Genomic DNA, 23,235 nt, shown 5'->3' with positions numbered 1-23,235 from the left:
CTTTGAATAATAAAGAACTAATCGATAAACTTAATAATTATGGCTCTTTAAAAGAGCCATTTTTTTTTATGATAAGTTATGATTTAAGTAACTATTATGTAAAAGCTCTAAAAGATTTAGATGAAGATATAAAATATGAAATCTCATCTAAAGATAAAAACTATACTACAAAAAATAAAAGTCTAAAAAAATATCCAATTAGTTTTGAAAAATACAAAAAAAAGTTTGATTATATTCAAGAACAGATTGCCTGTGGTAATAGTTATTTACTAAATTTAACGGCAAAAACTAAAATAGAAACGACCTTAAGTCTTGATGAAATATATGAAAAAGCAAATGCAAAATTTAAAGTAAAATTCAAAGATGAATTTGTCTGTTTTTCCCCTGAGCGATTTATAAAAATCAAAAAAAACAAAATATTTACCTATCCTATGAAAGGTACAATTGATGCTTCAATCCCCAATGCTAGTGTTAAAATATTGGGAGATATGAAGGAGATGGCTGAGCATACAATGGTAGTGGATTTGCTTAGAAATGATTTAGGAATTGTTTCAAATAAAGTAAGAGTAGAAAAGTTTAGGTATATCGATCAAATAGATGCAGGCGATAAAAAACTTCTACAAGTAAGCTCTAAAATATCAGGAGAGTTGGAAGATAATTGGAATGAGAAACTTGGAGATATTCTTATATCACTACTTCCAGCAGGCTCAATTACAGGAACACCAAAGAAAAAAACTGTTGAGATACTAAAAGATATAGAAGGGTATGAAAGAGAGTATTATACTGGTATTTTTGGAGTTTTTGATGGTAAAAATTTGGATAGTTCTGTCATGATTAGATTTATTCAAAAAGATAAAGATGGAGAGTTTTTTTATAAAAGTGGTGGAGGAATTACTTGTGATAGTAGTGCAAAATTAGAGTATCAAGAGCTTCTTGATAAAATTTATATACCATCTTAATGAATATCTAATTTATATCCAATCCCCACTTGAGAAGTGATAGCCTCTTTTGGTAGTTTTTTTCTTAATCTTTTAACCAAGGTTCTTATATTTTCATTTGTTGTTAAATCACCCTCCCAAACATATTGTTCAATTTGTTCAAAAGTCACTATTTTCTCACAATTTTTAATTAGTAGATTTAAAAGTAAAATCTCTTTTTTTGCTAACTTCACCTCTTCTTTATTTTCATTATATAAAATCTCACAATCTGTATTATAAATATAACCTTTTGGTAAAACTATACTATCGTTGCACTTTTTACAAAACTTGTCTAATTTTAACTCTAGTTCATAAATATAAAAGGGTTTTTTTATATACTCATCACAGCCTTTATTGTAGGCATCTTTTATTGTCTCTAATTCAACATTTGCACTGATTATAATAGCTGGTGTTTTTTCATCCATAACTCTTAGTTCTTTTAATAAACTAATACCGTCAATCCCAGGTACATTTATATCCAATATAAAACAGTCGTAGCCATTATATATAGCATCTAAAGCATCTCTACCATTTTCAAACCAGTCAACTTTATAGTTTTTTTGAGATAGTGCCTCAATAATTAAATTTGATAATCTTTTATTATCTTCAAGTAGTAATATTTTCATTTTCTAACCTATTTTTTATGGATAAAAAGATGCAAGCACCCACATCACTCTTTTGTGCTCTTATTGTCCCACCCATTTTTTCTTCAATCATTAGTTTTACCATATAAAGTCCAAAACCATCGCCATTTTTTTTAGTTGTATAAAATGGTTCAAATATTTTATCTTGATTTTCTTCTTTTATCCCTATACCATTATCTTGTATATAAATAGAAGTAAACCCATTAATTGAATTGACTTTTATAGATATCTTACCTTCAAAATCTTCACTCTGTCTTCTTTTTAAGATACTATCTTTTGAGTTATTTATAATATTTAAAATTGCTTGTTTAAACTCATTTACATAGCCATATAAAAGGTATTTTTTATCGTTTTCATATGTTATATCAATATTTATATAGTTATATTTAATATTATGCTCAATTACTCTTAAAAGTTGTTCTAAAGAGGAGTTTATTTCAAACTCACTTTTTCTTAAAGATGGTTTTATAAAATCCCTAAAATCATCAATTGTATTTGTCATATATTTAACTTGTGTCATAATCTCATCCACAAACTCTTTACTATCATTTAAGGAGAAGTTTTTTTTCTCTTTTTTATAAAGTAGCTCTTGTGCAATAGTAGATATCTCTATTAATGGTGCCTTCCATTGGTGTGCAATAGAAGTCATCATCTCTCCTATTTCAGAAAGTTTTGAACGCTGTATTGTAAACTGTTCATCTTTTTTTCTTCGGTTTTCTAGTTTTTTGATTTGGGTTATATCATTTATAATTGTAACAATCCCAGCTTCAATATTTTTTTTATTTAGATATTTTTTTCTTCTTATTAGGACATTAATAGTTTTTCCATCTTTTTCTAAAGTAGTCTCTAATTCACCAACAAAACTTATACTATCATCAACTTTTAGACAAAGATTAGGAGATATATCTCTTAGTTTTCTTCCAATTATTTCATCTTTTGAAAGGTTTAAAAAATCACATAAATAGTCATTGCAACCTAGAATAATACCTTCATTACTTTTCCAAAAAATTATACTTTTTATGTTGTTTAATAAAACATTATCCAATTTATTTTGTTCTAGTAGTTTTATCTCTAAATTAAATTTTTTTATAATATTAACAATAAGCCCAATAATTAAAAGAATAAGTAATGGCATAAGAATAAAAGCACTATCAATAAACTTTCTATTTTTTTCAAAAAAACCTTTTGGTTTATTTATTATGTTTGAAAAAAGTGGTATATCTGAATTTAATAAATTAAATTTTTTTAATACCTCATGATCAAAATAATATTTTGATGGAGGAGTTGAAATATTAATATCATGTACAGGTATATCTTGCAAAATATCTACAGTTTTTAAAGCTGCCAATCGTCCCTGTTCAAATGGCTCCACCATAATCCCACCAATAACTCCCTGACCTAAGTGGATAGAATTTAAAGCAAAAACAGGATATGCGGAGTTATTAAAAAACTCTCTTAGATGGCTATAGGGAACATATTCTTTATTTATATCTTTGTATAAGCTTGTAAATAAAATAGCACTATTTTCAGGGAGATTTTTTACTTTTTTGTCTAAAGTATGTATATCTATCTTATTATCAAAAATTATATTAATATCATTTTTAAACTCTGACATTGCTTTTACTATCTGCTTTTTTATAGCTTTTGAAGATAGGGTATCATCACTTATTATATATATGGTATTTAGATCTTTTATAACATCTTTGATTAATGCAATATTCTCTTTTATCTCTTTGTACTCTATAACCCCAGGTATTGTATTTTTAAGTTTATTTGGAATTTTGATACTTTCAAAATTTTCCACACCACAAAAAACGATTTGTGAGTTATTAAATATCTCTTTATGATTGGATAGGGCAAAATTAAAAGCAAAATTATCAGCAGTAATTATTACATCGTAGTTTCTATTTGAAAATTTCTTTTTGTAAAGTTGATGTAAGATATTAAAATACTCTTCATTAGTTATCTTTTTGCTATCCATATATTCAATGGTGAGTTCATAGTTTGGATATCTTGAAAGTACACTTTTAATACCTTCTGTTATGGTATCACTCCACTTTAAACCATTATTATAAGAGTGTAGAAGTAAGATTTCTTTTTGAGGATTTGCAAATAATGTGCCTAAAAAAATGAGAATAAAAAATATAAATTTCATATATAACCTAATAATATTTCTCTCATTTTATCAAAAAAGAGAGTAAAAACACTTTTTTTGATATCATATTAAAAAATTTTAGGTGAGATAAATGAAATACTTTGAAACTATTAAGTGTGATGACAAAGAGATTTTTAACTTAGATTTTCATAACTCAAGAGTTGCAGCAACTATTGGCAAAAATATTGATTTAAATGAGTACATTTACCCAATCAATAGCAAACTTTTAAAGTGTAAAGTTATATATAATGATGATGAGATATTGGATGTCTCATATACTGAGTATAAAAAGAAAGAGATAAAAAGTTTCAAAATTATATATGATGATAAAATAGAGTATTCAAAAAAATATTTAAATAGAGAAGAGTTAGATAGACTCTACGAAAAAAAACAAAAAGCCGATGAAATCATAATTATAAAGAATGGATTAGTTAGTGATACATCTATTGCAAATATAGCAATATATGATGGTACCAATTGGTATACTCCTAAAAAACCCTTATTAAATGGGACTTCAAGACAAAGACATTTGAAACTTCAAAATATAATTGAAAAAAACCTAAGTGTTGCTGACTTAAAATCTGCAAAAAAAATTGCCCTTATGAATGCCATGATTGATTTTGATATTTTACATAAGCACATCCTATTGTAATCAAAAAGTTTTTTTTCTAATATAAAATCCTTTTGTGTGACTACAAAAGGAGAAAAAATGAGAAATACAATATTCATAATTGAATATGCAAAGGGAAGTGATAAAGGCTTTGATGGTTTTAGACCTGATACAAAACCAATCTTGGATGCTATAGAAGAGCTAACTAATTATAAAACAGAAATAGTTTTTTATAGACCAAATAGAAAATATGATTTATTGGATTATTTAAAAGAAAAAGCAGTTTCGATTATAAGTAGAATCAATCCAGGAAACCTAAAAGAAGCGGATGAATATTTCCAATTTTTAAAAGCACTTGGAAATGCTGGAATAGTAGTGCATACTCATCCAGATGTTATGATTAACCTTGATTTTAAAGATATCCTAGCCAAACTAAAAGGGACCAAGTTGGGAGATGATGAGAGCTATTTTTATCACACTTTTACTGATTTTGCTACAAGATTTCCAGCTGATTTAGATAAACATGGCATTAGAGTTTTAAAAACAAATTATGGCTCAACAGGTGAGGGTGTTTATTTAGTATCAAAAAAAGAAGATGGTTCAATATTTTCTGTGGAAGCTGTAAATAATCAAAAGTTTTATTACGATGACATAAATGAATTTTTACATAAATTTGAACCAAATTTTGAAGATACCATATCAGAATATGCTGCATATTTTACTGGAAAAACAGGATTTGTGGGATGTAGATATTTAGAAAGAATTGCAGAAGGTGAGATTAGAGTTTTACTTGTAAACGATAAAGCAATTTCTGTTGTTCATAAAAAACCTCAAGAGGGACAGTTCTCTGCGACACTTTTCTCAGGGGCAAAATATAATTATGAATCACCAAGTGAGCCTAAATGGAAAGATGTAGTTGAGCTAACAATGAATGGACTAAAAGATTTAAAACCCTATCTAAATGGTCAAAATTATCCACTTCTATGGACTATGGATTATATTTTGGATTATAATGAAGATGGCAGTGATAAATATGTTTTATCAGAGATAAACTGTTCTTGTGTGGGAATAACAACAGAATTACAGTATGCAAAAGAAGTAGCCCAAGTGTTTGTTCCAAAAAAGAAAAGTAAGTAAATAATGGAGTAATTTTACTCCTTATTTATATAAACTCTTTTTAGTAAATTCTGCCATTTGTCATCCTCTCCCCAATTTACATTTACTTTTTTACCTATTTTATAACCATTCATTAAAAAAGATTCTTCTTCATTAAATATAAACCTTACATTGAGTTTTGGTCTTTTGTTTAAGGGGATAACTTTAAAGCTAAGATTATCTAGAACATATGGTATTTCATCTCTTGATTTAAAATAAAACAAAACCATGTGCTCTGTATCTCTTCCCTCAACTTTTACAACAGCTAAAAAAAGATTGTCTTTTGAAAATCCATTTTCAATAAGTGAAAAATATTTGGCAATGGTATAATCTTCACAATCACCTCTTCCTTCAATAATAAACTCTTTTCTTGTACTCCAATGATCGCTTATACCATATTTTTGTTGGTCTTGCTGGGGAAGTATATTATTAAAAAAACTATTTATATGTGAGAGTTTTCTAATCACAGAATAATTTTTAATTTTCTTTTTTAATTTTTGATAGTTTTTGATTCTAATAATGATTGCATTTTTATTTGGACTAGCTTTAATTTTTTCTATGTCAGCTCTAGTAAACTCAATACTTTTGCCATAAATTAATGTTGAAAGCAGTAGAATAGTTATAAAATTTTTCATGGAAAAATATAATAACATGGATTTTTAAAAAAAGGGATTAAATATGATAAGTGACATAATTGAGAATAATGATTTTAAAAATATAATGATTAAACAGATTTATGAAATGATAAATTTTATGTTAGAAAAAGATAGTGAGTTTGCAATTACTGTAAATGTAGAAGGGGCAACTTTCTCGCCTACTTTACCTACAAGCATAGAAAAGAAGTTATCAAAGTTTTCACTTTTTGTTTTGAGTAATTATACATATTCAACTATAAAAATAGATGAAAAAGTTATCTCTTTTGAAGCTGGTTTTGGAACAGAAAATTTTGGTTCAACTGTTACTATTCCTTTGGAATCAATTTTTCAAATAGTAATAGAAGATTCTATTTTATTGATTAATCCAGTTGCAACTGTAGAGAAGTTTAACGATAGTTCAAAAGCATCATTACATAAATCTATAAATGTATTTAAAAATAACCCTAACAATCAAAAATTTCAATAAAAGGTAAAACTTGGATATAAGCAAAGAAGAGAAGAGACTAGTATTAATTATTAGATACTCTCTACCTATTTTTATTATCTTTATTACAATATTAGCATCTATTTTAGTTACATATGAACATAAAAATAATATTCAATCAGAAAAAGAGTATATAGAAAATCAGTATATAATCGACCAAAAAGAGGTAATAAAAGCAGATTTAAATAGAGTTTATAAATATATAGATAATAAAGAGAAAAAAACAAAAGAGAATTTGCAAATTGATTTAAGAAATAGAGTAAATAATGCATATTCAATACTAAATTCAATTTATGAAAATAATAAAGATAAAAAAACAAAAAAAGAGATTATTGAGCAGATTAAATATGCACTAAAAGATATACGGTTTAGTAATGGCAAAGGTTATTTCTTTGTTTATACGATGGATGCAAATACAATACTAAACTCTGCTTTTCCAAAGTTTAATGGAATGAGTTTTTGGAATCATCAAGATGCAAAAGGTACTTTTATATTTCAAGATATGAAGAAGCTGTTAAAAAACAATAATGAAGTTTATTATGATTGGTATTGGAAAGATCCTTTAAAAAAAGAGGGAAATGAACGCTTAAAAATAGGATACTTCAAAAAGTTTGAACCCTATGGTATTTATATAGGAACAGGTTTTTATTATAAAGATTATGAATATAGTTTAAAAGAAGAGGTTGCAAACTATATTTCAAAACTAAGATATAAAGATAATAGATATATCTTTGTAATAGATGAATACAGAAATTTAATAGTTAATAAATATAAAAGTATTTTATATAAAAATATTCAGGAAAATACAGATGGTGATTTTTGGGAAAATAGTATTGATGACCTAATAAAGAAAAAAAACAAAACAGATGGATTTTATGTAGAGTATGGCTTAAAAGTTGATGAATATGTGGATCCTATCAAAAAAATATCTTATCTTTTATATTTTGAAAATTGGGATTGGGTATTAGGAACTGGATTTGAATTAAGTTCTATAAAGAGTACTATAGAAGATAAACAAAACTATTTGGAAGAGAAATATAAAAATTATTTAAATAGTATATTTTTATTAGGCTTTACTTTTGTCTTTTTTATTCTAATATTCTCTTCTTTTATATCAAAATATATAGAAAAAAGTTTTTTAAATTATACGCGTAATCTTGAAGAAAAGCAAAATTTACTTTTAAAAGCTCATGAAATAGGAGGTTTTGGGAATTGGGAAATGGATACGAATAGTATGACTGCTATTTGGTCTGATTCCATAATAAAAATCTTTGGTATAGAAAAAGTACCTAAAAAAGTAGGTCCAGAGTTTTTAAAAACAATTATGCATAAAGATGATTGGAAGTGTTTTGAAAGTTCCATTTATACTGCAATTAAAGAGCATAAAGAACATAGATGTACTTATAGAATTATCAAGCCAGATGGCTCAATTGTTTGGGTTGAATGCAAAGGTTTATATGATTCCTCAACAAAGAAAATTCTAGGTACTATTCAAAATATTACAGAAAGAATGCAGTTTGAAATAGATAAACAAGAAAAAGAAAAACTAATACAGTATCAAAGTAAAATGGCTGCAATGGGTGAAATGATAGGGAATATCGCCCATCAATGGAGACAACCTCTTTCTGTAATATCTACAGCATCAACAGGTATTAAACTAAAAAAAGAGATGGGAGAGTTAAGTGATGAAGATTTACTTAACACAATGGATAATATAAATAATTCGACTCAATATCTATCTCAAACAATTGATGACTTTAGAAACTTCTTCAATCCAGCACAACAAAATTTTACTATGGTAAGTATTGAAGATATTATTGAGAGTACTTTTAATTTAGTTCATACACAATATGTATCAAAAGGTATATCTATTATCAAGAATATAGAAGATATAAGTTTTAAGACATCTAAAAATGGCTTAATTCAAGTATTAATCAATATTTTAAATAACTCCAGAGATGTATTAGCAGAACAAAATAAACAGAAGAAATATATCTTTATAAATAGTTTTAAAAAGAGTAAAGATTTAGTTATAGAAATCTATGACAATGGAAATGGAATAGATGAGAAGATAATAAATAGAATATTTGAACCCTATTTTACTACAAAATATAAGTCTCAAGGTACAGGAATAGGTCTGTATATGAGTCAAGAGATAATAGAAAAACAGTTAAATGGAAAAATAGTAGTTGAAAATTATAGTTATAATTATGAAGGTGAAGATTATATGGGTGCAAAATTTACAATCAAGATATCTCTATCTTAATTGTAGAGTTTTATTTGTTTGGTGAAAATGGGAACAGAGCGCTTCCCCATGTAAGGCCAGCTCCAAATGCATCAAAAAGTACATTCTCACCAGCTTTGATTCTTCCTTGTTCATATGCGTAGTTCATAGCCATAGGAATTGAAGCAGCTGATGTGTTTCCGTATTTATCAACAGTTACAACAGTTTGTTCTTCAGTTAATTTTAGAGCTTCACCAACAGCTTTGATTATTCTAAAGTTTGCTTGGTGAGGAATAAAGTGTTTAATATCTTCTGGTTTTAAATTATGTTTTTCTAACATAACTTGTACATCAGAAGTTAGCGTTTTAACAGCTAGTTTGAAAGTCTCATTCCCTTTCATTTGGATACAAGCTAGTTTTTGCTCCAAAACTTCTGGTGAACATGGATTTTTACTTCCTCCACCAGGAGTCATAATTAGATGGTCATAATCCCCATCACTAGAACATTTTACATCTACTATTGCTTCATCTTTGTTTTCAGTTGCAGATATAATAGCTGCTCCTGCACCATCTCCAAAAATAAAAGCAGTTCCTCTATCTTCATAATTTAAAATAGAAGTATATTTTTCAGCACCGATTATAAGTACATTTTTTTTCATTCCAGATTCAATAAAAGCTTTAGCAACAGATAAAGCATATACAAATCCAGTACAAGCTGCACTTATATCGAAAGCTTGTACATCTCTTAGACCTAATTTTGATGCTGTTACACAAGCAGTAGAAGGCATACAAAGATAATCAGGAGTAACAGTTGCAAATACGATTAAATCCACATCGCTTACTTCTATTCCTGCTCTTTGAATAGCAAGAGTGGCAGCTTTAGCTCCCATATCAGATGGATATTCATCTTCAGCTGCTATTCTTCTTTCTTTGATACCAGTTCTTTTTGTTATCCATTCATCTGACGTATCCATGATTTTTTCAAAATCTGCATTTGTCATGATTTTTTCTGGTATGTAAGCACCAATTGATCTAAAAGCTGCGTAAGCCATTCTTAGTCCTTAAAAATTTCTATATTTTGCAAGTTTATCTTCTATATCTTGTTCTAGTCTAGAACTTGCTGCACTTATAGCTTGATTTATTGCATTTTTAATAGCTTTAGGATTTGATTTTCCATGGGCTATAATAACTGGAGCTTTAACACCTAATAAAGGAGCTCCACCATACTCTGCATAATCAACTCTAACTTTTAAAGATTTAAAAACTTTTCTCATCAATACAGCACCTGCAATAGAGATTAGAGATCTTTTTAGATTTTTTTTCAATATTTGACCAATTGTGTCTGCTACACCTTCGGCAGTTTTTAATAATATATTTCCAATAAATCCATCACAAACTACAACATCAACTGTTCCTTTGAAGATATCACTACCTTCAACATTTCCAGCAAAGTTTTTTATTTGTGAATTAGTTAGTAATTCATAAGCTGCTCTTGTAACTTCGTTACCTTTTGATTCTTCTTCCCCATTACTTAGTAATCCAATAATTGGTTCATCAAGTTTCAAAACATCTTGAGCATAGATTTGTCCCATAACTGCAAATTCAAAAAGATTTTTTTCATCACAATCAACATTTGCACCAACATCTAAAACCAAAGTATTTTGGTTTTCACTTGTTGGCATAAGTGTAGCTATTGCAGGTCTTGTAACACCTTTAATTCTTCCAATTCTTAATGTTGCTAAAGACATAGAAGCCCCAGAGTGACCCGCTGAAACAACAGCATCTGCAAGACCGGTTTTTACTAATTCAATAGCTTGGTAAATTGAGCTGTCTTTTCTTTTAAGTGCATCTGTTGCATGATCTTGCATTGATATTACATCATTACAATCATGGATTTCTATTCTTTTTAAGTATTCATTTGGAATAAGTTTAAGTAGTTCGTCTTTTTTACCTACAGCAATTGCAGAAAATGCTGTGTTAATTCGTAGTGCAGCTATAAGGCCATCAATGATAGGCTCGGGACCGAAATCCCCGCCCATCGCATCAATTGCTATTTTAAGCATTAGTTTTTATATTCGCCAGTGTTTGGGTTAACTGTATGAGGCATCTTCCAAGTTCCGTCACTATCTTTTACAGGTCTTTTTAATGTAATTTTATAGTGAGTTCTTCTTTTAGCTGCTCTTGAGTGTGATACTCTTCTCTTTGGTACTGCCATGTTATTCTCCTTTTAATATTCTTTTTCTATACTATCTTTATTTTCTAAACAAAGAGTACAAATGTGATAGTCACTTCTTATAGATGAAATTTCACTTTCGATTATTTCATCAAAGTCAATCATATCGTTTTCTATTTCAATTACTAAGTTTTCCAACTCAGATTCATCTTTATACACTCTATCAGATAATAAAAATTCTAAATTTTCATTAAGTTCAATAGTGTATTCAACCCCGCATCTACAACAATCTACAGATGCAGAACCTACTAAAGCTGCTTCAACTTTAGCTAACGTAGGCGATATTTTACAAAAAGTACCCTCTAATTTAACTGAAGCAAGTTCAACTGAGAACTCTTTTGCAGTAAAAGGGACTTTTCTAAATTCTATTTGCATAAATAATTATTAACAGATTTCTCTATCTGAAAAGAAAAATTTAATTTCATTAGCTGCATTCTCTAAAGAATCAGAACCATGAACTGCATTTGCATCAATTGAATCAGCAAAATCAGCTCTAATTGTACCAGCAGCAGCTTCTTTAGGATTAGTAGCACCCATTAAATCTCTGTTGATTGACATTGCATTGTCACCTTCTAAAACTGAAACTACAACAGGTCCAGAAATCATAAATTCTACTAGTTCACCAAAAAATGGTCTTTGGGCATGTACAGCATAAAAAGCTTCAGCGTCAGCTTTGCTTAGTTGCATTTTTCTAGTAGCAGCAATTCTTAGTCCAGCAGATTCAAATCTGTCTAAGATTTTCCCTACAACATTTTTAGCAACAGCATCAGGTTTGATGATAGATAACGTTTGTTCCATATGATATTTTCCTATTTTAAATTTCAAGTCGCGGATTATATCTAAAAAAATAAAAAAAGGCAAGTAGTTTAAAACTACTTACCTTTTCTACTATATTAAAAATATTATAATATTAGTCTTCTACGCAAGGCTCTCCGGCTACTTTACCTTCTGTATCAGGATTTTCTCCCCATACAATACATCCTTCAGTAGGACAAGCTTCAGCACAAGCTGGTTCGTCATGGTGACCTATACATTCAACACATTTGTCTTCATATACATAATAAATATCTTCACCTGTAGGATTTTCGTCATTATCCACAATTGCTTCAACTGGACACTCATCTAAACAGGCATCACAGCTGATACATGTATCAGTAATTACTACTGCCATTCTAACTCCTTTGTTATACTTTTGAATAACTTTATCACATCAAATATAAATATATCTTTAAAATTTATTAAACAAAAAGCAATTATATTTGAAGAAATTTAGCTATTTTTTAGAATTTTTTTTTCTTCATGTGTAAAGTAGCCACTAAAGTGTAGTTTTTTATAAATATTTTAAAATAAATTTTATTTTTAAGCAGAGTAATAGAGATATCTTTTTTACACACATTTTAATACTCTTTATATATAAGAGAGAAAATATTCATAATATATGACTTTAAGGATAATTTTTATCCTAAAGTAAAATTTTTCTTAAATATAAAATTAAACAAAATAGTTGATGTTTTATTTTAGAATATTGTATTATACTTACATTACTTAAAACTTAAAAAAAGGAAATAAATATGTTAGTTACAAAAAAAGCTCCAGATTTCACAGCAACAGCTGTACTTGCAGATGGTCAAATTGTTGAGGATTTTAATTTATATGAAAACATTGGTGAAAAAGGTGCGGTTTTATTTTTCTACCCATTAGACTTTACATTTGTATGTCCATCAGAAATTATTGCATTTTCAAAAAGAATTGAAGAGTTCTCTTCAAGAGGTGTAAATGTTATTGGTGTTTCAGTTGATTCACAATTTTCTCACTTTGCATGGAGAGAAACTGCTGTTGAAAACGGTGGAATTGGAAGAGTTAAATACCCATTAGTTGCAGATTTAAGCAAACAAATTTCAAAAGATTATGATGTATTATTCGGTGATGCTGTAGCACTAAGAGGATCTTTTTTAATTGACAAAGATGGAACTGTAAGACATGCAGTAATCAATGACTTACCACTAGGAAGAAACATTGACGAAATGATTAGAATGGTAGATACTATGATATTTACAAACGAAAATGGTGAAGTTTGTCCTGCAGGTTGGGCAAAAGGTGACGAAGGTATGAAAGCTTCAACTGAAGGTGTTGCAGAATACTTAGGAAAACATGAGGCTGATTTATAATAATCATTTTTAAATATTGAATAAAAAGGTGTCAAGTAATTGGCACCTTTTTTGTTTTATATAAATAATATTTGACAAATTCTAAAATAAAGACTAAAATTACACCACTTAAAATTCTATACACAGAATTAACTACAAAAAATCACTTTACTGAAAATGACAAAGGTCTAAATATAAATGGAAGAGACAACAACTCAAACTAAGAAGAATACTCCCTCAAAAGGAAATTCTAATGGCAGAAAAACTAGGACACATATCCCTGTAGAAGGGCATACAATTGAAAAACTAAGAGAATATCCTTTAGAAGAACTACTTCAAATAGCTAAAAAACTCGATGTTGAAAACCCTCAGGAACTTAAACGACAAGAACTTATGTTCTCTATTTTAAAAACACAAATCGACCAAGGTGGATTTATTCTTTTTACAGGTATTTTAGAGGTAAAAGATGGTGGATTTGGTTTTTTAAGAGCAATGGATGGAAATTTTTCTGATACTTCTAATGATTCTTATGTAAGTGCAACACAAATCAAAAAGTTTGCACTTAGAACTGGGGATATTGTTACAGGACAAGTTAGACCTCCAAACAAAGATAGTGAAAAATATTATGCTTTACTTAAAATTGAAGCAATAAACTATCTACCAATACATGAATCAAAAAACAGACCACTTTTTGATAACCTAACACCTTTATATTCAACAGAAAGATTTAAATTTGAGTATGAATCAACTAAAATGACAGGAAGAATATTAGACTTATTTTCTCCTATGGGTAAAGGTCAAAGGGGACTTATCGTTGCTCCTCCAAAAACTGGTAAAACAGAACTTTTAAAAGAACTAGCTCACGGTATTTCAAGAAATCATCCAGAAGCTCACTTAATGGTTTTACTAATAGATGAAAGACCAGAAGAAGTTACAGATATGCAAAGAAGTGTAAAGGGTGATGTTTACTCTTCTACATTTGATTTACCTGCTCAAAATCATGTTAGAGTTGCTGAAATTGTTATTGAAAAAGCAAAAAGAATGGTTGAGATGAAAAAAGATGTTGTTATCTTACTTGACTCAATCACAAGACTTGCACGTGCATATAATACAGTAACACCAAGTAGTGGAAAAGTACTTTCAGGTGGGGTTGATGCAAATGCACTACACAAACCAAAAAGATTTTTTGGGGCTGCTAGAAATATAGAAGAGGGTGGAAGTTTAACTATCATCTCAACTGCACTTATAGATACAGGTTCAAAAATGGACGAAGTTATTTTCGAAGAGTTCAAAGGTACAGGAAACTCAGAAGTTGTACTTAGTCGTGATGCTTCAAACAAAAGAGTTTATCCAGCTGTTGATATTATCAAATCAGGTACAAGAAAAGAAGAACTACTTCTTACTCCAGATATCTTACAAAAAACATGGATACTAAGAAATGCAATCGCATCTATGGATGAAGTAGAAGCGTTGAAATTTCTTTATTCTAAGATGTTAAAGACTAAGAATAATGATGATTTTTTCTCAGGAATGAACGAATAGCTTCATAAAACTGCCTCTTTTTGCAAATTTCCGCGTCAGTTGCGGAAATTTTGCTCGTCATGTACTAATTGTACACTCCAACACAAAATTACCCCACTTCCTTGAACTTTACAAAAATATTCAGCTTTCTGAAGCTATTACAATGTAAATGAAAAATTCATTAAATAAATAATTTGCTATAATCCCCCCATGCACAAAAAATTACAAAAATATATAGAATCATATGATTTAATACAAAATACAAATACTTACGAACTAAAACCAAATGGTGGAATGATAGTTTTAATCAATCAAAATGATAAATGTGAAGTTCTTATTCAGGAGGAACTTTTTATTTTGGATAGTTTTCAAGCTATGTTAATCAATGCTTATGAAGAATCTGTAAGTATACAATCAGCCGAAGAGATTACTTTAGTAGCTGTTAGATTTAAAGGGGCTGGGGCTTCTTTTTTTTATGAAGAGTTTATGGATGAGCTTATGCATCATCCTACTGAGCCTATTTATTTACAAAAAGATATTTTGAAAGGTTTTGATAATTTTGAAGTAGAACTAGATGTTTATTTTCAAAATCGATTTAAGCCTAGTAAATCTCAGTTTGGTGTTATGCGAATAATTGAATTGGTTGAAAAAAATGATGGTGACTATGATATGGAAGAGGTGTTGAGAATAGCTAATGTACCTAGGAAAATCTTTGATAAGGTTTTTAGATGGCATGTGGGTTTGGCTTTAAAGAGTTATGCAAGTATTCGAAAAGAGTTATTGCAATAGTTATTTAAAAACTTTTTCATACTGCTCAACTCTAAAGTCAAAGGTTGTGTAGTTTGGATTCTCTTTTTTCATCTTTTTGTAGTACTCATTTGCTCCTATACTTCTGTTTGCTGCATTTGATGGGGAGGTTAAACTTATGGTTTGGATTTCTCTATTATCATAGGTAAATTTATGTTTTTTTGGGATGTTCTCACAGATGAGTTTTAAGGCTATATTCTCTTTTTTTAGGACTTGTCTAAAGAAGTATTCTGGGGAGTTTTTACATAATCCGCCTGTGAAGATTATAGTTTGGATATTTTTGTATTTTTTTATAAAACCAAGTATATCCCTTAAAACTACTTCACTCATACCTATATCACTAGCATCTATTTTTTCTCTTTTACACGATTGGACAATATCACAGACGCCTATTTGATTTTTTATTAGGAACTCTTTTCTTAAATTTGTAGATTCAATACTCTTATCAAAGGGTAGATTTAGATTATGGATTTTGTTTAAGACTTGCCAAAGTAGGTTATCTTTTGAACCATAACAAAAATCCACATCGCTTTCTTTGAACTGTTTATTACAAAACCTTGGAGGTGGTAAAGTTCCTACTAAAATCTTTTTTGTTTTGTCATTTAAGAACGGTTTATATGGATGGAAATGAAAAAACAAAATAGACCCCTTTTTTAATAGTGTAGTTTAATTATTACAAAAAAGAAATTAAAATTAGAATATAAAAAATAATTTTTATTTTCTAATTTTTATATTCATTATTAATTCTTGCTGAATTAAATTATTAACATTATTTTATATAACACGTTTAAAACTACAAGTGCTAAAATCAAAGATTACATACTTTAAGTAAATTATTTATAAGTTAGAAAACCAAATTAAAAGGTTTAACATGAAAATAATAGCAAGTTATTTTGAAACACTTGAAGAGTTGATAGAGAAAAATAATCACCACCAATACTTATTGCTTGTTGCTTCTAAAACAGATGTAGATTTAAATCTTTTAAAAAACTCTGATATTAAAATCTATGGTGGAATATTCCCTCAAATAATTTTTAAAGACAAAGTATATGACTATGGAGTAATAGCTATAGAGATAAGCAATAATATGAAATCAAACTTTATAAAAGATATAAGTAATGCTTGCTTGGATAAAAATGATTTTAAGAATATAAAATCTGTTATTACTATTTTGGAAGGTTTATCAAATTACACAGAACCATTTATCCAAGAGCTTTTTGAAAATGTAGACATCCATACAAATATACTAGGAGCAGGCGCTGGTTCTTTTGAGGATAAAAGCGAAGCTTTTATTTTTGATAATAGTGGATTTTATAAAGATGCAGCGATTTTGATTAGCCTAAAAAATAGTATTGATTTAGGTGTAAAACATGGCTGGGAATATTTAGATGGACCATATGTTGTAACTTCAGCAGAAGGTAATATTGTAAAAACTATTGACCACCGAAGTGCTTTTGAAGTCTATAAAGAGATAGTTGAAAAAGATTATCAAGTAGCCTTAACAAAAGAGAACTTTTTAGAAATCTCAAAAAATTATCCCTTTGGTATTGTAAAATACAAAGGCGAAGAAGTAGTAAGGGATCCTATTGCTTTTGATGGTGATAATTTAATTTTAGTAGGAAAAGTTTCAAATAACAGTGTCTTAAATATTTTAAAAGGTAAAAACGAAAGTTTATTGAAGGCATCAAGGGAAGCCATAAGTGATGCTTTGAAAAATAGTTGCGAATTTATACTTGTTTTTGATTGTACTACAAGAAAAAGCTTTTTAGAAGATAAGTTTGATGATGAGTTAGGTACAATCTATCAACAAACAAATGCTTCTACTTTTATAGGAGCCATATCTATTGGTGAGATAGCCAATGAAGGTAATAAATATATTAATTTTTTAAATAAAACTTGTGTAATAGGTGGTATATGCTTTTAAGTCAACTCTCAATCTCGTACAAATGTCATAGTTCAATAGGTAACAGCCTAAAGTTAAAAGATATGATAAATGAAGTAATAAAAACCTTTATTATGGAAACTGATGCTATTTATGGAAGTTTTTATCTAACAAAAGAAAATATAGAACCTATTGTTTCCCATGGAAAAAAACTAGACTTTGATATAAATGATTTACTCAAAAAAAGTAAAGATGAAAAAATAATAGTCACCTCTCTTTCAGAGACAATAAATGCCTTATTATACAAACTTGAAAATGGTTTGATAATATTTTTTTATGATAAAGAGATTGATTTAGAATTTATCACTTCTACTTATGAAAGCTTTAGACAAAAATTAAATATAAGCATAAACTCTTGTTTAAATGTACAAAAACTAGAAGAGAAAAACCTTGAGTTAGAAGACTTGACTTTAAATTTAAAAGCTAAAGTAAAAACAGCAATAGAACTTACAAAAGAGAAAGAAAAACAGTTTTTTGAGCAATTAAAGATGGCACAAATGGGTGAATTAATAGGAAATATTGCTCACCAATGGAGACAGCCTTTAAGTGTTATTTCCACAGCTGCAAGTGGCATGAAAATAAAAAAAGAGCTTGAAGTTTTAAGTGATGAAGACTTTTTTCATTATGCTGATAGTATATTAAATAATGTAACTTTTTTATCGGATACTATTGATGAATTTAGAGACTATATAAAAGAGAGTCATAAAGAAAAAGAGATAATTGTTCAAGATAGAGTAAAGATGGCTTTCAAGATGGTAGAAACAAGTTTTTCTATTGAAAATATAAAAATCATCGAAGATACTATGGAAAAAGAGCCCATAAAATTCAAACTTATTTTAGGAGAACTTCTTCAAGTAATTATTGCCATTTTAAATAATGCTAGAGAGGCTTTATCTAGTAAAAAAAGTTCTGATAATTGGGTTAAATACTCTGCATATAAAGATGAACATAGTGTAGTTATTACGATAGAAGATAATGCAGGTGGAATTAAAGAAGAGATAATAGATAAAATCTTTAATCCATACTTTACAACAAAACATCAGTCCCATGGTACTGGTATTGGACTATATAGTAGTTACGATATTGTAGTTAATCATTTAGGTGGTACTTTAGATGTTGAAAATAGTGAACATGGAGCTAAGTTTTTTATAAAACTTCCTTTGAATATTAACTATACAATTTAGTCTCAAATTTAATTTCTTTGTACTAATGAATTTATATAAAAACTTATGATAGAATATTTGCTTATTATGAAAAAGGTATAAATTGAGAGTAGGCGTATTTGATTCTGGCATTGGTGGTTTAACAGTTGTTAAAGCCATAACAGAAGTTTTAAAAGGTGCTGAGATTTTTTATATTGCAGATACAAAGTTTGCACCATATGGGGAAAAATCAAAAGAACAGATATTAAAACATAGTTTTGATATTGCTAACTATTTGATTAAAACTCATAATATTGATGCTTTAGTAGTTGCTTGTAATACAGCAACTTCAGCTGCAATAAAAGAGTTAAGAGAACATTTTCCACAACTTATAGTAATAGGAACAGAACCTGGTATAAAACCAGCTATACAGTTAAGTAAAAATGGAAAAATTGGGATTTTAGCAACACCTGCCACTTTAAAGGGTGAAAAGTATCAACTGTTAGTTGATGTTTTGTCAACTTCTAGTTCGCATATCACTTTGTATGAACAAGCTTGTCCAGGTCTAGTTCAGCAAATTGAAAATGGTAAAATAGATGATGAAAAGACATTTTTACTTTTACAAAATTGGTTAAAGCCTATGAAAGAAAATGGGGTAGATACAGTAGTTTTAGGTTGTACACATTATCCTTTGGTAGAAGATACAATAAAAAAAATTATGGGTCAAAATATAAATCTAATCGAAACAGGTTATGCAATAGCAAACAGATTAAAAGATTTATCAAAAGATTGTGGTCATTTTAATAATGGTGAGTTGAAAGTAAATGTATACTTCACTTCATATATTAATTTAGAAATGATAAGTAAAATATTAAATTCATGGAATAACGGTGGGGAAATAGTGGTAAGGAATATAAATGAGTGAGAATCAAAATTCACAAAAGAAAGTTTTAGCCCTAAAATATAGACCAAAAAGATTTGAAGATTTAGTTGGTCAAGGAACTGTCTCTCAAACACTATCTTTAGCTTTAGATTCAAATAGATTATCCCATGCTTATCTCTTCTCAGGACTTAGAGGAAGTGGAAAAACTTCAACTGCTAGAATTATGGCAAAAGCTTTATTATGTTCAAGTGGTCCTACTTCAAAGCCTTGTGAGGTTTGCGAAAACTGTGTAAGTGCAAATACAAATCGTCACTTAGATATTATAGAGATGGATGCAGCTAGTAATAGAGGTATCGATGATATAAAAGATTTAATAGAACATACAAAATACAAACCAAGCAGTGCTAGATTTAAAGTATTTATAATCGATGAGGTTCATATGCTTACAACACAAGCATTTAATGCACTTCTAAAAACACTAGAAGAGCCTCCTGGGTTTGTAAAGTTTATCTTAGCAACTACTGACCCACTAAAACTTCCAGCTACAATTTTAAGTAGAACACAACACTTTAGATTTAAAAAAATCTCTCATAAAGATGTAATGCATCACTTAACTCATATTTTAAATGAAGAAAAAATAGAGTTTGAAGATGATGCTTTAGCCATAATTTCAAGAAGTGGACAAGGAAGTTTAAGGGATACATTAACTTTACTTGACCAAGCAATTATTTTCGCCAAAGGAAAAGTTACAACAAGTGCTGTTGTGGATATGTTAGGACTTATTGACCCAGAGTTTTTAGATAACCTTTTTGATGTAGTTTTATCTTGTGGAGATATAACTCCTATCATTGAAACACTTGAAGAGTATGAAGCTGGTTCTGTTTGTGATGAGATGACTATATATCTTAAAAATAAAATGCTTTATGGAAAAGACCCAAAATTTAATATCTTTTTATATGATAGATTCTTTAGAATCCTAGGGGATGCCAAACATCTATTATCTTTAAACTCTGATCCAACATTTGTATTGATTTTGACACTCTCAAAAATGAGTGAAGCTACAAATCTAAAGACTCTAGATGAGCTAATTGATGAGGTGCAATCTTCTCCTGTAAAAGAAGTAAGTCATCAAAGTCATTCAAATAAAATGACAAGTGCAGTAAATCAAGATGTTGTATTAGAGCACGCTCATGTCGAAAAGCCAAAAGTAGAAGAAAAGCTTGAGCAACAAGTTGTAGCAAGTGTTGTTGAAGAGCCAAAAGTTATTGAAGATATACCTGTACAAGAACCAAAAGTAGAAGAGAAAATTGAAAAAATAGTTGACCCAAGTGTTGAATTATATAGTGAACTTACAAAAAAAGTTTATGAGAGAAGTCATGACTTAGGTGTATGTTTTGAGAAAAACTTTATTTTCCAAAGTTTTGAAAATAATATTTTAAATATAGTATCTTATGCCCAAGATGAGGATAGAAAGTTTTTATATAAACATTTTGGTATTATAAAAACCTTTGCTAAAGATGTATTTGGCTTAAACATTGAATTAGAGTTTAAAAAAGGCGAAATACAAGAGCAAAAAAAAAATGATGTAAATCCGTCAATAGATGAGCCAGAAGCAAATATTGATGATATAAACTTAGAACTACAAGAAGAAGATGAGACTCAAGAGGAAGTAGGTTCTATGATAGAAGATATAGAGATGGGGGCAGGTTGTGTAGCTAGTATGCATGATTCTTCACAAGCAAAACCTTCCCAAAAAGAGCTTCAAATGGAAGATATATTAAACTCAACTATGTTAAATAAAGCAAAAGAGTTATTTGATATTAAAAAAATAACAGTTAAAACAAAAGTATAAAAGTAAGGAGAAATAGATGAGAAATTTAAAAAAAGTATTAATGATTTTTTCTATATTTGCTATAGGTTTATATGCAAATGATCTTGATAAAGATATTATAAATTTTGAAAAAAAGAGACTTTCAAACAATGCTAGAGTAGAGATTCAAGATGTTAAAATAAATACAAAACTAAGAATGAAAATGCCAATAAATAATTGGTATGGATATATAATAGATGTAAAAGCAAAGGTAAAAGATAAAGAGATAAATGCTAAAGATATAGTTTTTTCAAATGGAGTAGTTGTTGCAGCTGATTTATTGGATTTAAAAACTGGAAAATCTTTAAAAGATTTATTAGAACCAAAATTTGATACAAAATATTATAGTGAAAAACATTTAATAGCAGGTAATCATAAAGCAAAAGATAAAGTAGTAGTATTTTCAGACCCTTTATGTCCATTTTGTATGGATTATGTTCCTGATGTAATAGAGCATGTTAATAAAAATGAAGATTCAATTGCTCTTTATTATTATCATTTTCCACTATTAAGAGTTCATCCTGCCTCTGCAACTTTAGTAAAAGCTATGAATATAGCAAAAAGTATGAATATAAAAGATGTAGAGAGTAAAGTTTATCAAATCGATTGGGACAGATACTTTAAAGTTGATTCAAAAGATGAAGAAGAGATATTAAAGGCTTTTAATAAAGAGTTTAATATAGAAATTACAAAAGAAGAGTTAAACAATCCTACTATTATGAATTCTATTTTAGAAGATGTAAAAATAGGTGAAGAGCTTATGGTAAGAGGAACACCAACAATTTTTGTAAATGGTGAAAAAGATAATACAAAATTAAAATATGAGACGTTAGGGGATAGATAATGAAGAAAATAGTAATTGCAACAAGAAAGAGTAAATTGGCACTTTGGCAAAGTGAATATATAAAAGCTGAACTTTTAAAACACTATCCTGATATGCAAATAGAGTTACAAGAGTTTTCAACAAAAGCAGATAAGATTTTAGATGTTCCATTAGCTAAAATAGGTGGAAAAGGACTTTTTACAAAAGAGTTAGAAGTAGCCTTACAAAGTAAAGAGGCTGATATTGCTGTTCACTCTTTAAAAGATGTTCCTGTTGAGTTTGAAGAGGGTTTTGTATTAGCTGCTCTTACAAAAAGATTTGACCCAAGAGATGCTTTTTTAAGTGAAAAGTATGCAAGTATACATGAGCTTCCAAAGGGAGCAGTTATAGGAACTACAAGCCTAAGAAGAAGAATGGAGTTAAAACTTTTAAGACCAGATATAAATCTTAAAGATTTAAGAGGAAACATAAATACTAGAATTGCTAAGTTAAAAGCTGGCGAATATGATGCTATTATTTTAGCGGCAACTGGTGTTCAAAAACTTCAAATAGAAGGTGAAGTTAAATATTTTACTCCAATTTCTATTGATGATATGATTCCATCAATGGGACAAGCAACTTTAGGAATAGAGACTCTTGATAATCCTGAACTTGTAGAGCTACTATCTGTTTTACATGATAAGAATGCACATATTGAATCAACTATCGAAAGAGATTTTGTAAGAACTTTAGAGGGTGGTTGTCAAGTTCCAATAGGTGTAAAAGCTACAATTTTAGATGAAAACTCTATTAGAGTTCAAGCAATTGTAGGTATGCCTGATGGTAGTGAGTATGTTGAAGAAGATATTACTGCTGATATTGATGATTTTGAAACTATTGGTCAAACTGTTGCACAAACATTTATTGACCAAGGAGCAAAAGAGCTGTTAGCACGTGCAGAAAAAGTAGCTTTTCAATAAAATG

24 protein-coding genes are annotated in these 23,235 nt (G+C 28.7%); 14 read left to right on the top strand and 10 right to left on the bottom strand.

Translation table 11 applies throughout. The annotated features are described in order from the left end of the window. Nucleotides 1-2: 2 nt before the first annotated feature. Entirely contained in the window at nt 3-959 is a 957-nt protein-coding gene (locus Q0617_RS05605; RefSeq protein ID WP_298751392.1) for an aminodeoxychorismate synthase component I, read from the top strand. On the opposite strand, the gene Q0617_RS05600 is transcribed toward Q0617_RS05605, so the two are convergent. Then, nucleotides 956-1,603, bottom strand: coding sequence for a response regulator transcription factor (locus Q0617_RS05600; RefSeq protein WP_298751390.1), 648 nt, complete (start codon nt 1,601-1,603; stop codon nt 956-958). The genes Q0617_RS05605 and Q0617_RS05600 overlap by 4 nt on opposite strands. Beyond that, a complete protein-coding gene (locus tag Q0617_RS05595; protein ID WP_298751388.1) occupies nt 1,584-3,776 on the bottom strand; it encodes an ABC transporter substrate binding protein in 2,193 nt (730 codons plus the stop codon). The genes Q0617_RS05600 and Q0617_RS05595 overlap by 20 nt, the downstream gene beginning before the upstream one ends. Nucleotides 3,777-3,867: 91 nt before the next feature. Here Q0617_RS05595 and Q0617_RS05590 point away from each other — a divergent pair, with 91 nt between their 5' ends. Beyond that, nucleotides 3,868-4,428 carry an aminotransferase class IV family protein gene (locus tag Q0617_RS05590; RefSeq protein ID WP_298751386.1) on the top strand — a complete coding sequence of 187 codons (561 nt, stop codon included), beginning with the start codon at nt 3,868-3,870 and terminating at the stop codon, nt 4,426-4,428. A 57-nt stretch (nt 4,429-4,485) separates the two neighbouring features. Beyond that, a complete protein-coding gene (locus Q0617_RS05585; protein WP_298751385.1) occupies nt 4,486-5,523 on the top strand; it encodes a Cj0069 family protein in 1,038 nt (345 codons plus the stop codon). A 14-nt stretch (nt 5,524-5,537) separates the two neighbouring features. Here the strand turns inward: Q0617_RS05585 and Q0617_RS05580 are convergent, their stop codons facing one another. After that, complete coding sequence (locus Q0617_RS05580) at nt 5,538-6,176, bottom strand: transglutaminase-like cysteine peptidase (protein ID WP_298751383.1); 639 nt, start codon at nt 6,174-6,176, stop codon at nt 5,538-5,540. 43 nt (nt 6,177-6,219) lie between these two features. Between Q0617_RS05580 and Q0617_RS05575 the strand changes: the two genes are divergently transcribed. Next, nucleotides 6,220-6,663, top strand: a complete 444-nt coding sequence (locus Q0617_RS05575; RefSeq protein ID WP_298751381.1) for a hypothetical protein — start codon at nt 6,220-6,222, stop codon at nt 6,661-6,663. A gap of 10 nt (nt 6,664-6,673) precedes the next feature. Then, on the top strand, nt 6,674-8,947 hold the full coding sequence (locus tag Q0617_RS05570) for a cache domain-containing protein (protein WP_298751379.1): 2,274 nt from the start codon (nt 6,674-6,676) through the stop codon (nt 8,945-8,947). 10 nt (nt 8,948-8,957) lie between these two features. Here the strand turns inward: Q0617_RS05570 and Q0617_RS05565 are convergent, their stop codons facing one another. The 6 genes from Q0617_RS05565 to Q0617_RS05540 form a co-directional block, all read right to left on the bottom strand. Then, a complete protein-coding gene (locus Q0617_RS05565; protein ID WP_298751377.1) occupies nt 8,958-9,956 on the bottom strand; it encodes a beta-ketoacyl-ACP synthase III in 999 nt (332 codons plus the stop codon). A 9-nt stretch (nt 9,957-9,965) separates the two neighbouring features. Then, a complete protein-coding gene (gene plsX, locus Q0617_RS05560) occupies nt 9,966-10,967 on the bottom strand; it encodes a phosphate acyltransferase PlsX (protein WP_298751376.1) in 1,002 nt (333 codons plus the stop codon). Continuing rightward, the gene (gene rpmF / locus Q0617_RS05555; protein ID WP_298751375.1) at nt 10,967-11,119 is read right to left on the bottom strand and encodes a 50S ribosomal protein L32; all 153 of its coding nucleotides are present in this window, start codon (nt 11,117-11,119) and stop codon (nt 10,967-10,969) included. Before rpmF ends, plsX begins: the two co-directional genes overlap by 1 nt. Before the next feature lie 12 nt (nt 11,120-11,131). After that, complete coding sequence (locus tag Q0617_RS05550; protein WP_298751374.1) at nt 11,132-11,512, bottom strand: hypothetical protein; 381 nt, start codon at nt 11,510-11,512, stop codon at nt 11,132-11,134. Nucleotides 11,513-11,521: 9 nt separating this feature from the next. Then, nucleotides 11,522-11,935, bottom strand: coding sequence for a nucleoside-diphosphate kinase (gene ndk / locus Q0617_RS05545; RefSeq protein WP_298751372.1), 414 nt, complete (start codon nt 11,933-11,935; stop codon nt 11,522-11,524). A 112-nt stretch (nt 11,936-12,047) separates the two neighbouring features. Next, nucleotides 12,048-12,308, bottom strand: a complete 261-nt coding sequence (locus Q0617_RS05540) for a 4Fe-4S dicluster domain-containing protein (RefSeq protein WP_298751370.1) — start codon at nt 12,306-12,308, stop codon at nt 12,048-12,050. Nucleotides 12,309-12,708: 400 nt separating this feature from the next. On the opposite strand from Q0617_RS05540, the gene Q0617_RS05535 reads away from it, so the two are divergent. From Q0617_RS05535 to Q0617_RS05525, 3 genes are all read left to right on the top strand, one after another. Beyond that, entirely contained in the window at nt 12,709-13,305 is a 597-nt protein-coding gene (locus Q0617_RS05535; protein ID WP_298751368.1) for a peroxiredoxin, read from the top strand. 177 nt (nt 13,306-13,482) lie between these two features. Further along, nucleotides 13,483-14,826, top strand: a complete 1,344-nt coding sequence (gene rho / locus Q0617_RS05530) for a transcription termination factor Rho (RefSeq protein ID WP_298751366.1) — start codon at nt 13,483-13,485, stop codon at nt 14,824-14,826. Between the two features lie 189 nt (nt 14,827-15,015). Further along, a complete protein-coding gene (locus tag Q0617_RS05525) occupies nt 15,016-15,594 on the top strand; it encodes a hypothetical protein (RefSeq protein ID WP_298751364.1) in 579 nt (192 codons plus the stop codon). Here the strand turns inward: Q0617_RS05525 and Q0617_RS05520 are convergent, their stop codons facing one another. Beyond that, nucleotides 15,595-16,251, bottom strand: a complete 657-nt coding sequence (locus Q0617_RS05520; protein ID WP_298751360.1) for a uracil-DNA glycosylase family protein — start codon at nt 16,249-16,251, stop codon at nt 15,595-15,597. It abuts the gene before it with no gap. Between the two features lie 232 nt (nt 16,252-16,483). Here Q0617_RS05520 and Q0617_RS05515 point away from each other — a divergent pair, with 232 nt between their 5' ends. The 6 genes from Q0617_RS05515 (at nt 16,484) to hemC (ending at nt 23,231) form a co-directional block, all read left to right on the top strand. After that, complete coding sequence (locus tag Q0617_RS05515) at nt 16,484-17,536, top strand: FIST C-terminal domain-containing protein (RefSeq protein ID WP_298751358.1); 1,053 nt, start codon at nt 16,484-16,486, stop codon at nt 17,534-17,536. Beyond that, nucleotides 17,527-18,738 carry a HAMP domain-containing sensor histidine kinase gene (locus tag Q0617_RS05510; RefSeq protein WP_298751356.1) on the top strand — a complete coding sequence of 404 codons (1,212 nt, stop codon included), beginning with the start codon at nt 17,527-17,529 and terminating at the stop codon, nt 18,736-18,738. The genes Q0617_RS05515 and Q0617_RS05510 overlap by 10 nt, the downstream gene beginning before the upstream one ends. An 82-nt stretch (nt 18,739-18,820) precedes the next feature. Continuing rightward, a complete protein-coding gene (gene murI, locus Q0617_RS05505; RefSeq protein ID WP_298751354.1) occupies nt 18,821-19,621 on the top strand; it encodes a glutamate racemase in 801 nt (266 codons plus the stop codon). Next, nucleotides 19,614-21,431 carry a DNA polymerase III subunit gamma/tau gene (locus Q0617_RS05500; RefSeq protein ID WP_298751352.1) on the top strand — a complete coding sequence of 606 codons (1,818 nt, stop codon included), beginning with the start codon at nt 19,614-19,616 and terminating at the stop codon, nt 21,429-21,431. The genes murI and Q0617_RS05500 overlap by 8 nt, the downstream gene beginning before the upstream one ends. A 16-nt stretch (nt 21,432-21,447) precedes the next feature. Further along, a complete protein-coding gene (locus Q0617_RS05495) occupies nt 21,448-22,293 on the top strand; it encodes a thioredoxin domain-containing protein (RefSeq protein ID WP_298751350.1) in 846 nt (281 codons plus the stop codon). Continuing rightward, entirely contained in the window at nt 22,293-23,231 is a 939-nt protein-coding gene (gene hemC, locus Q0617_RS05490; RefSeq protein WP_298751348.1) for a hydroxymethylbilane synthase, read from the top strand. Before Q0617_RS05495 ends, hemC begins: the two co-directional genes overlap by 1 nt. Nucleotides 23,232-23,235 lie beyond the last annotated feature (4 nt).

Source organism: uncultured Arcobacter sp. (genome assembly GCF_937982575.1).
Taxonomy (GTDB): domain Bacteria; phylum Campylobacterota; class Campylobacteria; order Campylobacterales; family Arcobacteraceae; genus Arcobacter.
Note: the sequence above shows the minus strand (reverse complement) of the source record. Positions and strands in the feature narration are given on the sequence as shown.